General features: G+C 60.4%; 12 protein-coding genes. 3 read left to right on the top strand and 9 right to left on the bottom strand.

Annotation, left to right across the window (positions count from 1 at the left end; translation table 11 throughout):
* The first annotated feature begins 329 nt into the window (after positions 1-329).
* Positions 330-1,166 (top strand): hypothetical protein, encoded by an 837-nt coding sequence (locus PIN31009_RS11595; RefSeq protein WP_150790345.1) that lies wholly within the window; start codon positions 330-332, stop codon positions 1,164-1,166.
* 81 nt (positions 1,167-1,247) lie between these two features.
* On the opposite strand, the gene arsH is transcribed toward PIN31009_RS11595, so the two are convergent.
* The 5 genes from arsH to argH form a co-directional block, all read right to left on the bottom strand.
* Positions 1,248-1,979, bottom strand: a complete 732-nt coding sequence (gene arsH / locus PIN31009_RS11600) for an arsenical resistance protein ArsH (RefSeq protein ID WP_150790346.1) — start codon at positions 1,977-1,979, stop codon at positions 1,248-1,250.
* The gene (gene arsC, locus PIN31009_RS11605; RefSeq protein WP_150790347.1) at positions 1,976-2,398 is read right to left on the bottom strand and encodes an arsenate reductase (glutaredoxin); all 423 of its coding nucleotides are present in this window, start codon (positions 2,396-2,398) and stop codon (positions 1,976-1,978) included. The genes arsH and arsC overlap by 4 nt, the downstream gene beginning before the upstream one ends.
* Before the next feature lie 61 nt (positions 2,399-2,459).
* The gene (gene arsB, locus PIN31009_RS11610; RefSeq protein ID WP_150790348.1) at positions 2,460-3,533 is read right to left on the bottom strand and encodes an ACR3 family arsenite efflux transporter; all 1,074 of its coding nucleotides are present in this window, start codon (positions 3,531-3,533) and stop codon (positions 2,460-2,462) included.
* A complete protein-coding gene (locus PIN31009_RS11615; protein WP_150790349.1) occupies positions 3,530-3,865 on the bottom strand; it encodes an ArsR/SmtB family transcription factor in 336 nt (111 codons plus the stop codon). The genes arsB and PIN31009_RS11615 overlap by 4 nt, the downstream gene beginning before the upstream one ends.
* A 62-nt stretch (positions 3,866-3,927) precedes the next feature.
* The gene (gene argH / locus PIN31009_RS11620) at positions 3,928-5,475 is read right to left on the bottom strand and encodes an argininosuccinate lyase (protein WP_174997119.1); all 1,548 of its coding nucleotides are present in this window, start codon (positions 5,473-5,475) and stop codon (positions 3,928-3,930) included.
* 99 nt (positions 5,476-5,574) lie between these two features.
* Here argH and PIN31009_RS11625 point away from each other — a divergent pair, with 99 nt between their 5' ends.
* The gene (locus tag PIN31009_RS11625; RefSeq protein WP_174997121.1) at positions 5,575-6,471 is read left to right on the top strand and encodes a LysR substrate-binding domain-containing protein; all 897 of its coding nucleotides are present in this window, start codon (positions 5,575-5,577) and stop codon (positions 6,469-6,471) included.
* Between the two features lie 42 nt (positions 6,472-6,513).
* Here the strand turns inward: PIN31009_RS11625 and PIN31009_RS11630 are convergent, their stop codons facing one another.
* Together PIN31009_RS11630 and PIN31009_RS11635 are read right to left on the bottom strand one after the other, a co-directional pair.
* Positions 6,514-8,112, bottom strand: a complete 1,599-nt coding sequence (locus tag PIN31009_RS11630) for a DHA2 family efflux MFS transporter permease subunit (RefSeq protein WP_150790352.1) — start codon at positions 8,110-8,112, stop codon at positions 6,514-6,516.
* 30 nt (positions 8,113-8,142) lie between these two features.
* Positions 8,143-8,580 (bottom strand): MarR family winged helix-turn-helix transcriptional regulator, encoded by a 438-nt coding sequence (locus PIN31009_RS11635; protein WP_246185625.1) that lies wholly within the window; start codon positions 8,578-8,580, stop codon positions 8,143-8,145.
* Positions 8,581-8,762: 182 nt separating this feature from the next.
* On the opposite strand from PIN31009_RS11635, the gene maiA reads away from it, so the two are divergent.
* Positions 8,763-9,416: a maleylacetoacetate isomerase gene (gene maiA / locus PIN31009_RS11640; protein WP_150790353.1), complete on the top strand. Its 654-nt coding sequence runs from the start codon at positions 8,763-8,765 to the stop codon at positions 9,414-9,416.
* A 29-nt stretch (positions 9,417-9,445) separates the two neighbouring features.
* On the opposite strand, the gene PIN31009_RS11645 is transcribed toward maiA, so the two are convergent.
* Both PIN31009_RS11645 and PIN31009_RS11650 read right to left on the bottom strand, forming a co-directional pair.
* Complete coding sequence (locus PIN31009_RS11645) at positions 9,446-10,303, bottom strand: class I SAM-dependent methyltransferase (protein ID WP_087725906.1); 858 nt, start codon at positions 10,301-10,303, stop codon at positions 9,446-9,448.
* 641 nt (positions 10,304-10,944) lie between these two features.
* A complete protein-coding gene (locus PIN31009_RS11650; protein ID WP_150790354.1) occupies positions 10,945-12,156 on the bottom strand; it encodes a restriction endonuclease in 1,212 nt (403 codons plus the stop codon).
* Positions 12,157-12,500 lie beyond the last annotated feature (344 nt).

The raw sequence follows: 12,500 nt of genomic DNA on the forward strand, positions 1-12,500 counted from the left end.
GTACAAGTTTGCTTTTGTATTAACAAGAAGCGTGCCAAGGCTTACGGGTAAAGGCTTTGGCGGTTTTGCGGGCGAAGTTGGTGCGTTGTGGTCGCGCGGTTTTTGTTCGTGTTGGTGCGCGCGGGCACCATGGGCACGCGCGCGCACCTCGAACGAGCCGTATTGCACCAAAGCCAGACCGGCTACCTTGAAAGCGAGTATTGCGTGAGTGACTGCGGTTCCGTAATGTGTGCTCAGGTTCGGTGAATCGCGCGCAGACGGCGGAAAACCAAACCGGAATCAGGGCCGCAACTCGTAGGTCGTGTATGTCAATTCACAGGGAGTGTGAGATGCCAGTACAACAACGCGATGTGGCAAGACAGGTGTGGAATGCTTTCGCCGCCGGTTTGCTGTTGGCAAGCGTTGGCGCGCAGGCCGAGCCGTTGCAACTACCGACGGTGAAGGACGCGGAGCAGACACGATTGTTGCGGGAGGCCGACGCCCAGTACCAACGTTATGCGGATTCGAAGAACGTGTTCTTCTACGTCGACACCGCCCGATTGGGCGATTGGCCTTGTCAGGTACCCGCGGCCCAACTGACGTCGTTGACGGGAACCTCCGATTACTCGGCCGGCGACGGCCCGGCGGGTTACGGTCATCGCTACACCAACGTGGTGGTTCGCCCGGTATCGGCCAGTTGCAAAGCCGGCAAGCTGGACGGACAAGTCGAGTTGGTCTACGAAGCGGTGCGCGAGTCGTGGGGGCCGAGCTATCGCGGGAGTTCTCAGCAGACCGGGCGCGTCGTGGCAGAGATTGCGGACGGCAAGGTGGTGCATCGGCTGGAGCTGCGCAAGTCGGTCGAGGGGTCGAAAGACGGCGGCGGGACCGCTATCCCGACGACGGCGGTCGCCAGTAGCGCCGAAGCGCCCGTGGGCGATTTCATGAATAGCGCGACAATTCTCGTGACAGGAGACGGATCGAGAGTCTTCCTGAAGCGCCCCGTGAAGACGGCGCGCGGCCCGCGTCTTGAGAAGGCGTTCTACATCGGCACGACATTGATTGCCGTCGACCATGCCGATGCCAACGGTACGCCCGACGGTCTCTCGGTCAGCTACAAGGGCGGTACGGAGACCAAAAGCTGCATGAGCCAAGGCAAGCCCGCCGATATGAAGGTCTGCGGGAAATAGTGACGGCGCCGACGATGACGGGATGAAACACGAAAGCCAACGTGGGCGGCCACGTTGGCTTTCTTTTTGATCGCTCAGCGCTTATTTATCTTGCTCGTGGCTCATGGCCGCCGTGGCGAGTGCCGTGGCCACGGCCGGCGCCGCCTCCTTGCGCTCGCTGTACCGGTCCGTCAGATAGTCGGAACGGTCACGCACCAGCAGCGTGAACTTGAACAACTCTTCCATGACGTCGACAACCCGGTCGTAATAGGGCGAGGGCTTCATGCGGCCATTTGCATCGAACTCCTGATACGCCTTCGCCACCGACGACTGGTTCGGAATCGTCACCATGCGCATCCAGCGCCCGAGTACGCGCAGCGCATTGACCGAATTGAACGACTGCGAGCCGCCGCAGACCTGCATCACGGCAAGCGTGCGGCCCTGCGTCGGGCGAATACCGCCTATTTCGAGCGGCAGCCAGTCGATCTGATTCTTGAAGACGGCGCTCAACGTGCCATGACGTTCCGGACTGCACCACACTTGGCCTTCCGACCACTCAGAGAGCTTGCGCAGCTCGACCACCTTCGGATGATCGGCCGGCACGCTGTCCGTCATCGGCAACCCGTGCGGATCGAAGATGCGGGTCTCAGCCCCGAAATGCTGAAGGATGCGCTCGGCTTCCTCAACCAGCAAACGGCTGTACGACGTCTCGCGCAGCGAACCGTAGAGCAAAAGAATGCGCGGCGCATGGGTGCTGACGTCGGCGGGTTCGAGCTTGCGAAGGTCCGGCACATCGAGCGCCGGGTGGTTCACGTTGGGCATATCGAGGTTCATCCGATTCTCCGGCCTTGGGCGTCGATGACCGCTTCACCGTCTTCCTTGGTGAACGCGCCTTGTTGCGGCGACGGCAGGATATCTAGCACGCGCTCGGACGGACGGCAAAGGCGCACGCCCAGATTCGTCACGACGAACGGACGATTGATCAGGACCGGATGCGCGAGCATGGCGTCGAGCAACTGGTCATCGCTCAGCGACGGGTCCGCCAGACCCAGTTCGGCGTACGGCGTGCCTTTCTCGCGAATGGCCTCGCGCACGGTGAGTCCCGCGTCGCGAATCATGGTTTGCAAGGTATGCCGGTCGGGCGGCGTGTTCAGGTACTCGACGATCGTGGGTTCGATACCCGCGTTGCGAATCATCGCCAGCGTGTTGCGCGACGTACCGCACGCCGGGTTGTGAAGGATGGTGACGGACATGACGTTTCCTTAGTGCTTTGACTTGCTGCGCGGACGCATTGCGCAGATTTATTGCGCAGACTTACCGTGTTTCGTACCAGCGTTGCGAGCGGTTGACGACGGCGACCACGAGGAGCATGACGGGCACTTCGATCAACACGCCGACGACCGTGGCGAGTGCTGCCCCCGACTGAAAGCCGAAGAGACTGATCGCCGTGGCAACGGCCAATTCGAAGAAGTTACTCGCGCCGATCAACGCGGACGGACCGGCGACACAGTGCGCCACACCCAGCCTGCGGTTGAGCCAATAAGCCAGCCCGGAATTGAGCAGCACCTGCACGAGAATCGGGATCGCCAGCAGCAGGATGATCAGCGGTTGCTCGACGATGGCGTTGCCCTGAAAGCCGAACAACAGCACGAGCGTGGCGAGGAGTGCCGTGATCGAGTACGGCCCCAAGGCACTCACGACGCGTTGATATGTCGCGTCGCCACGGGCGAGCAGCGCCTTTCGGAGGATCTGCGCGATCACCACGGGGATGACGATGTAGAGGCCGACCGAGATCATCAAGGTGTCCCACGGGACGGTGATCGACGACAGCCCGAGGAGCAGCGCGACCACCGGGGCGAAGGCGACGATCATGATGGCGTCGTTGAGCGCTACCTGCGACAGCGTGAAATACGGGTCGCCTTTGCAAAGCTGCGCCCAGACGAAGACCATGGCGGTGCACGGGGCGGCGGCCAGCAGAATGAGGCCCGCGATGTAGCTGTCGATTTGATCGGACGGCAGCCACGCGGCAAACAGATGGCGTATGAAGATCCAGCCCAGCAGCGCCATCGAGAACGGTTTGACGAACCAGTTCACAAACAGCGTGACGCCGATGCCACGCCAATGGCCGGTCACTTGCCCCATGGCGCTGAAGTCGATCTTGATCAGCATCGGGATGATCATCACCCAGATGAGCAAGCCCACGGGCAGATTCACCTGTGCGACTTCCATCGCCCCGACCGCGTGGAAAATACCCGGCAGCCATTGCCCTAGCAGGATACCGGCGACGATGCACAGCGCGACCCAAGCCGTCAGATAGCGCTCGAAGAAACCGATGGCGTTGGACGGGGCTGCCGACGATGGCGATGCGGGTGTTGGTGTAGTGCTCATGACTTGGGCTTCATCGGGACGGTGCAAACCGAATCGGGCAGGCACGGAACGCCGCCGCAGCAGTTTTCCGTGAGATAGCCGAGCAGGCCGTTCATGGTTTCGAAGCGCGCCATGTAGATGATGGAGCGGCCGTCTTGGCGGCTCGCGAGCAGGTCGGCGCGGTGCAGTTCCTTGAGATGGAACGACAGCGACGACGCGGGCATGTCCATCAACTCGGCGATGCGGCCGGCAGGCAAACCGTCAGGCCCCGCCTGCACCAGCAGCCGGAACACCGATAGACGGACGGAGTGAGCAAGCGCAGCCAGCGCTTCGAGGGCGTTATTCGTTTCCATGTTTCGAATATAGTCGAAACATGGAAATATCTCAAGGATGAGATTGAACGGGCTGTGAAGGCTTATGCGCTGGCGGTACCGGGTGCCCCGGGGGATTTGGATGTGCCGGCGCGCTGCCGCAGTTCGGTAACCCGGCCATCAAGCGTTTCATCAGCGGTTCGTTGTGCCGCGACGAGCCGTTGCAATGCGGTCTCGTCGTCGATGAGGCTCGCCTCGGATTGGCGAAGCAGTTCCGCCATGTCGTGCGCAGACGGGCCGCCACCATGACAGCGGCGCGCCACGGCCTTGCGCGGGTCGAGCGCGCTGGCAATTTCGTCGCGCGTCAGCGTAAGGTCCCGGCCGCTCGCTTCCAGCGCCGCACGCGACACCAGCTCGGGGCCAATCTCGTGGATCGGTACCTGCGCCTCCAAGGCGAGCCGCACCACACGGCCGGTGATGTGATGAGCCTCTTTAAACGACAGCCCCACGGATTGCACGAGGTGGTCGGCAAGGTCGGTCGCGGTCGCGAAGTTGGCGCCCGAGAGCGCCAGCATGCGCTCGACGTTGGGTTCGGCGCGCTCTACGATATGCCGCACAACGGGCATCAGCAAATTGAGCTCATCCAGACCTTGCCAGACCCAATGCAGGCTGTCGGCGTTCGCATCGAGCACATGGGAGTAGGGGGCAGCGCGGAACGCACCGAAGGCCGTCACCATCGCGCCGAGCAAGTGAGCCTGACGCCCCTTCACGAACTCGAGAACGGCTTGATTCTTCTTCTGCGGCATGATGCTCGACGTGATGGCGAGCGAGTCGGGCAACGTCAGCGTGCCGAATTCGAACGTCGACATCGTGTAGAAATCCTGCGCCATGCGCCCGAAGGTCGTCGAGACGAAGAGCGCGGCCGTGAGCAACTCCAGAATGGCGTCCTTGCTGGCGACGGCGTCCAGTGCATGCGGCATCGGGCCTGAGAAGCCGAGCAGCGCCGCAGTCAATTCGCGATCGATCGCAAACGTGGTACCCGCCATCGCGCCGGCCCCCAGCGGACACTGATTCAGATGCGCGAAGGCCTGCGCGCCTCTCGCGAAGTCGCGCTGCAAACCGTTTTCGACACCAAGAAGATAGAAGCCGTAGGTGATCGGCTGCGCGTGCTGCATATGGGTGTAGCCCGGCATCACGCAATCGGCATAGGTCTTGGCGCGCTCGATCAGGGCACGGCGAAGCGCCAGCGTACCGGCCATCAGATCCCGTGCACTTTGTCTGGCGCGCATACGGTCCAGCGTGGACTGAAGGTCGTTGCGGCTGCGGGCCATGTGGAGGCGTCCGCCCACGTCTTGCCCGAGCCGTCGGATGACTTGCGCTTCGTAGTTGAAATAAACGTCTTCGAGCGAGCCGTCCAGCGTGAAGGCGTCCGGGCCTTCTTTCGCCAGCGCCTCGACCACGTTAAGCAGGGCTGCCGCGTGGTCGGCATTCAGCAAACCGGTGTCGGCCAGCATGACGACATGCGCTTCGTTGATCCGGCGCAGGTGCGGCAGCATCGGGCCAAACGCGCCCTCGATCCACGGCAGGAAGATGGCGTTCTGAACTTCTTGGGAAAGCGGTTCGTGTAACAGGCCGCTGACGAGCGATTCCATGTCGGCTCCTTGGTTGATGTTCACAACCTCATTAACGCTGGCCGACAGATATGCGGTCAAGTTACATTTATGACTCTGAAAAGTCGGAAAACTCATACCATGATGACGCTCAAACAGATCGAAGCCTTTCGCGCCGTCATGCTCGGCCGGAGCATGACCGAGGCCGCGAAACTGCTGTTCGTGACGCAGTCTGCCGTGAGCAAGATCATGCGCGAGTTCGAGGAAGAGGTTGGTTTCGCACTGTTTTCACGGCGAAAAGGCGGGCTGGTGCCGACCGCTGCGGCGACGGCGCTGTACACGCAGGTCGAGCGGGTGTTTGTGGGGCTCGATCAGGTGTCTCAAACCGCCGAGCGTATTCGGCAGCAGCATCAGGGGCAGTTGCGCATCGTGGCGATGTCGGCACTGTCGAGTGGTTTGCTTCAGACGGCGATTGCGCGGTTCCGGCAGCAGCATCCGAAGGTCGGCGTGTCGTTGGAAATCTACAATTCGAGCGAAGTCACCAATCTGGTGGCGTCGGGGTTGTTCGATATCGGCTATGCGATGACGCCGGTCGAGCGCGACAAGGTGAAAGCCGGCACGCCGTGGCGCGTGAACTGCGTGTGCCTGCTGCCGCCGCGTCATCGACTGGCGAGAAAGCGCGTAGTGACGGTGCGCGATCTTGAAAACGAGCCTTTTATTTCCTTCGCTCCGGGCAACACGACGCGGCTTGCCGTCGACAGCCTGTTCAAGTCGGAGAACATCCGCCGCCAGACGGAAGTCGAGGCCAGTTGGTCGATCGCCGTGAGTGCGATGGTGGCCAAGGGCCTTGGCGTCGCGATCATCGACCCGTTTACCGCAGAGGTGGCAAAACAGTGCGGCTGCATCGTCCGGCCGTTTCAGCCGGCGATCGAGTTCACGTTCGCTGAACTGCGTGCGCTTCGGGCGGCGGCAGACCCACTGGCCGATGCGTTCAGTGAAACCGTTCGTGACTGCCTAGGCCCATACGTCAGCGAATGAGCGCGCGGGCCGATGTCGTTCGACATTTGCGGCGGCGGTTTTTCAGTGCGCAGCCACCGGGCCACTTGCGGCGTTCTTGTCGGGTTTCGTGAACCAGATCAGCGGAATGATCAGCACGAAGATCACGCCGGAGATCCAGAAAATATCGTCCAGTCCCAGCATGACCGCTTGAAGATTCAGGCTGTTCTCGATAGACGCCAGCGCCTGCGCGTACGAGAACCCGTTCACGGTCTGCAAGGTATTGATGGTGGACTGGACCGACGGGCTGCCGACAACGATCTGCTCGGTGAGGCGCGCATGGTGGAGGATGGTGCGGTCGCTCCATGCCGTGGCCGTCAGCGAGGTGCTCATCGCACCGCAGAACGTGCGGACAAAGTTCGACAGGCCAGCCGCCGCGGGGATCTTCTCTGGCGGCAATCCGGACAGCAGAATCGCGGTCAACGGGACGAAGAAGAGCGCGGTCGGAATGCCCTGCAACAACGTGGGCAATACCAGCGAGCGCATGTCGATACCCGTGGTGAATTGCGCACGCATAAAGAACACGCCGGCAAAGCCCACGAAGGCCAGCGTGGCGAGTATGCGCAGGTCGGTTTTCGGGATGATGCGCCCGAGCATTGGCGTGAGCAGGACGGCGAAGATCCCGAGCGGCGCGGTGGCGAGACCCGCTTGCAGGGCGGGATAGCCGAGGTACTGCTGCATCCACTGCGGCAACACGACGAGATTCGCGAAAAAGATGCCGTACGCCACGGAAATCGCCACGGTGCCAGCGAGGAAGTTGCGGCCTTTGAACAGCCGCAAATCGACAATCGGGTGCGCGTCGGTGAATTCCCAGATGATGAAGAAGGCGAACCCGATCACCGCGACCAGTCCGAGCACCACGACGGTCGTCGAATGGAACCAGTCGAGATCCTTGCCTTTGTCGAGCATGATCTGCAACGCCGCGACCCACATCACCAGCAACGACAGGCCCACCACGTCAATCGGCAGCTTGCGGCGCTCGGACTCGCGATCGCGGTAGATGATCCACGTCACGGCGGCGGCGAACAGGCCGACGGGGATGTTGATATAGAAGATCCACGACCACGAGTAGTTGTCGGTCATCCAGCCGCCGAGGGCCGGGCCGGCAATGGGGCCGACGGTGGCGGTCATGGCCCAGAGCGCCAGCGCCGTCGAGCTTTTCTGCTTCGGATAGGAGCCGAGCAGGATCGCTTGCGAGAGTGGTGTCATCGGGCCGGCGACGGCACCTTGCAGTACGCGCGCAGCAAGCAGTGTCGGCAGGTTCGGCGCAATGCCGCACAGCCACGACGATAAGACGAAAAGCAGAATCGAGATCACGAACAGCCGCACTTGCCCGACGCGCTGGGTCAACCAGCCAGTCAGCGGGATCGACACCGCGTTGGCTGCCGCGAACAGCGTGATGACCCAAGTGCCTTCGTCGACCGAGACCCCAAGATTTCCGGAAATCGTCGGGATGGCGACGTTGGCGATCGAAGAATCCAGCACGTTCATGAACGTTGCCAGCGCCACCGCGAAACTGGCGAGGGCCAGCTTGCCGCCTTTGAGCGGAGGCGGTTCAGCAGGTTTGAGCAGGGCTGGTGCCGGTTCTGAAGAGGAGCTTATTGTCTTATCAATGTCTGACATGTCAGATAAATTCCGAAAAAAACGCGCGGGTCAGTCGCCCACGAATTTTTTGAGCAAGTTGAGAAACTGCTTGAACTCTTCGGCGGAGAAGTCCTTCAGCCGGTGATTCAGGACGTGCGGTGCAATGTCGGGAATTTGTTCATCGACCTGTTTGCCAGCCGGCGTCAGTGCCAGATTCACGACGCGGCGGTCGTCGGTGCTGCGATGGCGGGAGATGAGACCTTTGGCTTCGAGCTTGTCGAGCATGCGCGTGGTCGACCCGGAATCCAAGGCGAGCATCTTGCTCATTTCAAGCGGGGTGGTGATCTCGCCGACGCCCAGCGTGCGCAAGATGCCCATCTGCGGCCCGGTGATGTCGAGCGGCTTCAGTGCCTGATCCATTTCCGCCGCCAACAGGTTGCGGGCCTTGCTCAGGTAGAAACCGACGCTCTGTGTCAGCTGGAAGTTGTTGCGGTCGTAGTGATTCACGTCAGACCCGGACTCGGATTTTAATTGCCTGAACAGTATTTGATAAGTCAGGTAATGTCAAGCGTCTCCCAAGCGATGTTTCGATCCTCTCGAATCTGGTGAGTTGCAACTGCAATTGTAGGGTGGCATGATGCCATCGATTGCAATTGCAATCGTTTAATAAGTAAAAAGGAACCGATCCGATGACAATCCAGCTCTACGGTTTTTGGCGATCAAATGCGGCGTTTCGCGTTCGGGTGGCGCTTGCGCTCAAGAATCTGCCGTTCGAAGAAATTGAAGTCGACATTCTGTCGGGGCGTCAGTTTGACGCTGAGTACGCGGCGGTCAATGCGGAGCACGTGGTGCCCACGTTGGTCCACGACGGCCATCGTGTGTTTCAGTCGATGGCGATCATGGAGTACCTCGACGAGGCATACCCTGAGCCGCGATTGTTGCCGGAAGACTTGAAGGACCGGGCATATGCGCGGGCGCTGGCATCCGTGTCGATTGCGGACTCGCATCCGTTGACGGTGCCGCGTGTTCGCAAGCATCTCGGGCAGACGTTCGGCGCTGACGGCGCGGCCATTGAGGCGTGGTGCCGGCACTGGGTGAGGGAAGGGCTGGCGACGTACGAGCGGCTGTTGAGCCAACGGCCCGCTGAACCGTTTGCACTGGGGGGCGCGCCAACCCTTGCCGATATTGGGATCGCCGGCCAGATCGCGCTGGCCCATGTGTACGACATGGACCTCATCGCGTTTCCGAAGGTCGCCGCGTTAGGGAAGCAGTGTTTCAAGCTGCCGGCGTTTGCGCAGGCGCATCCGTTCGAGCAAGCGGGGTATCGGCGCCGGGGAAGTTGAGGGCAGGGCGTGCGGGCGTGCGGGCGTGATTATGCCGGCTGCGCCACTGCGGCCGTCGCCGGTGCGGTGGAGAAACGCTCACGCAGTTCTTCCAGACCGAGCGATGCGAGGACTTCTTCGAGGCGTTCGGCAGGACGGCGGCGCGGCAGATTCTTGTATTGCGCGATGATCAGCTCGTTCTTCATCGAGTGTTCCCAGCCGACCAATTCGGTGACCGTGACGTGGTAGCCATGGGCTTCCAGTTGCAGGCAGCGCAGCACATTGGTGATCTGGCTGCCGAACTCGCGCGTATGCAGGGGGTGGCGCCAGATTTCGGTGAGTGCGTTGCCCGCCAGTTGCTTGCCTTTGTGCTTACGCAGCACGCCGGCGACTTCGGCCTGACAGCACGGCACGAGCACGATATGGCGTGCCTGTTTGGCCAGCGCGAAACGGATGGCGTCGTCGGTGGCGGTATTGCAGGCGTGCAGTGCGGTAACGACGTCGATGGTCGACGGCAGCGCCGGTGACGTGATCGAATCGGCGACTGACAGGTTGAGGAACGACATTCCCGAGAAGCCCAGCCGTGCGGCCAAGGCTTGCGAGGTCGTGACAAGTTCCTCGCGGGTTTCGATGCCGTAGATGTGCGAGTCGTCGGCGAGCGCTTTGAAGAACAGATCGTAGAGGATGAAACCGAGGTACGACTTGCCGGCGCCGTGGTCGGCGAGCGTCACGCGGCCTTTTTCGGTTTTGACTTCTTGCAGCAGCGGTTCGATGAACTGGAACAGGTGGTAGACCTGCTTGAGCTTGCGCCGGCTGTCCTGATTCATCTTGCCGTCACGCGTCAGGATATGGAGTTCCTTGAGCAGCTCGATAGACTGACCGGGGCGGATTTCGTGGGTATTCGACATGTGCGGACTAAGTAAGCTGCGGGGACGTCAGGCGTCCTGGAAACCGACAGTTTACCGAAATTAGGGCGCGGGCCTGTGTGAGCGGCGAATTCGTGCGAGTTTTTGGCGCTCAAACCCAGATGACGGGGGCTCAGAAGATGTACAGGGAAAGTAGCAAGGCCGCGAGCGAGCCTAGGTAGAGACAGACCTTCAGTTTTTCCTTTCTTGCGTCGCGCTCGGACAGGACGGGAATGTACAAACCGAATCTTCTTCGTTGTTGCTGGCGTCGATAGATGTACGCCAGACCAACGACGCATACGATGTAAAAAATACCTTCTATAGCTCGCATGCCCAATCCCCGTGGTTGTTTGGATTCTCGTTTCAATGGAATCTAGCAGAGCGGGCGTTGAGCCAGCACTTCAAACACGTATTTGTTATTCGCAAACTTGGTGCCTGTTGCGGTTGTTGCGTCGCCCAAATTCATGAAATTATTGAGTGTTTTTGATTCAAGCGTTGCGGTCCGTTGCGTGCCTTAATCTATCGGGATTGTTGCACGGCGAATGCTTATGGCACGCAACACCTAAGTGGCGCCAATGGGCGTAACTTGGGTGTGATCGCGACCGACCAAAAGCAGCCGTAGCTGCGGACACGCCTCGCAGTATTCAGTACTTGTACGACCACTCATTGAGGTTGAAGTATCCCGCGGTCTGCATGTCCTGGATGCTTTTGTGATCCTCCTTCATGATTCTCCGGATTTGGTTCAGGATCGCAGGAATGGCATAGCGCCTCCGCACCGACTGGGGTAGCTCCGACACGACCTTAACCATCTCGTTTCCGTAGAACTTGGCGGGAAAGTCTTGTTCCGCCCGCATGATCTTCATGATTTCTGAGCCGGGTATATGAACTGGGACGTCGTCGATGGCCAAGCTCAGGCGCGAGAGCGGCCCGGACAACAAATGTGGCGTTGGCGGCGCAAGCCGAATTTTTTCAGTATCGGGGCTTCCCAGACCAGGACTCAGTTCCCTTTCGATAACGGACCGCAGGATCTCATTCGCGTCCATACCGGACTCGTCGAGCTCCAGCATGTAGAACTTCAAGAGCTCGTTGGTGTACAACATCCGGATCAGGTCCTGGACGCGATGCTCGCGCGCCTGTGCATAACGCAACTTGCGGCGCAACTCGAGCCTGTTACTCCGGTCTTGAGTAGACGCAGGGCCTGCCGCTAGTTTTTGGAGCTGCGCGACCGTCACGTCGGTCTCGCGCTGGCGCACAATGACGCGACCAGTCGGCCACTCATGAAAATCTTCGCCGAGTTCGGCAACGGCCAGATGCCAATCGTCCCCCGAGAGTTCGAGAGAGCCGCCACTTGTGTACCACGTCGCTAACAACGGAGAAAACTCGCCACGCCCCCCACGAAGCGGAAAATGTTTCATCGCCACTTGATCCAATCGGGCGACTCGACGCACGATTTCAGGCCAGAACAGGATTTCCACCTCAAACTGCTTGAGCTTCTTACGTGCTTCGTTGAGTGTCCGGACGTGCTTCTGCAGCGCCTCGTCCGGGACGGCCGTTGTCAGAATGTAAAGCTCTTTCAGCGCGGGCCTAAATTTCTCGGCTTCGCTGATCTCCTGATTGACCTCCTTCCTTGTCAGAGTTTTAGCTGGCCAGCGCGACTTTTTCTTGCACTGTAGGCCTACTGGGTAGATACCACCGCGGGCGGCAATGATGTCTACGCCGCACTGAGCCTGTCCGGCCCGCCCATGGCGAACCACTCGGGGATCACTCCACATAGCCTCCACGAGATCGGCACACAACTCCTCGAACTGTTCCCAGGACCTCGGTGGCGGATATTCGTAATTGACAAGTTCTGACATCTTCGCTCCTATCGCGAGTGTTTATTCCGGTTGAATTCTAAGCGACCGGCGAACCCATCTTGACGGGTGAGGTTTCAGCGCGTGGCAGGTGTCCAACGGTGCGGCAGCAGATCACTGATGGCGCTGGCGCGCTGTGTCGGTACCCGCCTAAGGGAGGATGGACTGCCGCTGGAATTAAGACACGTTTCGGCCTCACGCTGAAGCGCGCTCGAAGGCCTTGAGATTGATGCCGCCCCGTCTTGAGGCGGCCGGTGTCCACTTTGAGCGTCTTGATGCGCTTGGCCACTTTGTAGCGGCCTAATCGAGCCGGACACTAATGCAGGCGAATATTCTCCGCATGAAGG

Origin of the sequence: Pandoraea iniqua (assembly GCF_902459685.1) — a bacterium.
Classification (GTDB): Bacteria; Pseudomonadota; Gammaproteobacteria; order Burkholderiales; family Burkholderiaceae; genus Pandoraea; species Pandoraea iniqua.

Bases quoted from the DNA above. Each gene is read 5' to 3' on its own strand.
- PIN31009_RS11615 (WP_150790349.1), bottom strand. From the start codon at position 3,865: ATGGAAACGAATAACGCCCTCGAAGCGCTGGCTGCGCTTGCTCACTCC.
- arsH (WP_150790346.1), bottom strand. From the start codon at position 1,979: ATGAACCTCGATATGCCCAACGTGAACCACCCGGCGCTCGATGTGCCG.
- PIN31009_RS11595 (WP_150790345.1), top strand. From the start codon at position 330: ATGCCAGTACAACAACGCGATGTGGCAAGACAGGTGTGGAATGCTTTC.
- argH (WP_174997119.1), bottom strand. From the start codon at position 5,475: ATGGAATCGCTCGTCAGCGGCCTGTTACACGAACCGCTTTCCCAAGAA.
- PIN31009_RS11645 (WP_087725906.1), bottom strand. From the start codon at position 10,303: ATGTCGAATACCCACGAAATCCGCCCCGGTCAGTCTATCGAGCTGCTC.
- PIN31009_RS11625 (WP_174997121.1), top strand. From the start codon at position 5,575: ATGATGACGCTCAAACAGATCGAAGCCTTTCGCGCCGTCATGCTCGGC.
- PIN31009_RS11650 (WP_150790354.1), bottom strand. From the start codon at position 12,156: ATGTCAGAACTTGTCAATTACGAATATCCGCCACCGAGGTCCTGGGAA.
- arsB (WP_150790348.1), bottom strand. From the start codon at position 3,533: ATGAGCACTACACCAACACCCGCATCGCCATCGTCGGCAGCCCCGTCC.
- PIN31009_RS11630 (WP_150790352.1), bottom strand. From the start codon at position 8,112: ATGTCAGACATTGATAAGACAATAAGCTCCTCTTCAGAACCGGCACCA.
- arsC (WP_150790347.1), bottom strand. From the start codon at position 2,398: ATGTCCGTCACCATCCTTCACAACCCGGCGTGCGGTACGTCGCGCAAC.
- maiA (WP_150790353.1), top strand. From the start codon at position 8,763: ATGACAATCCAGCTCTACGGTTTTTGGCGATCAAATGCGGCGTTTCGC.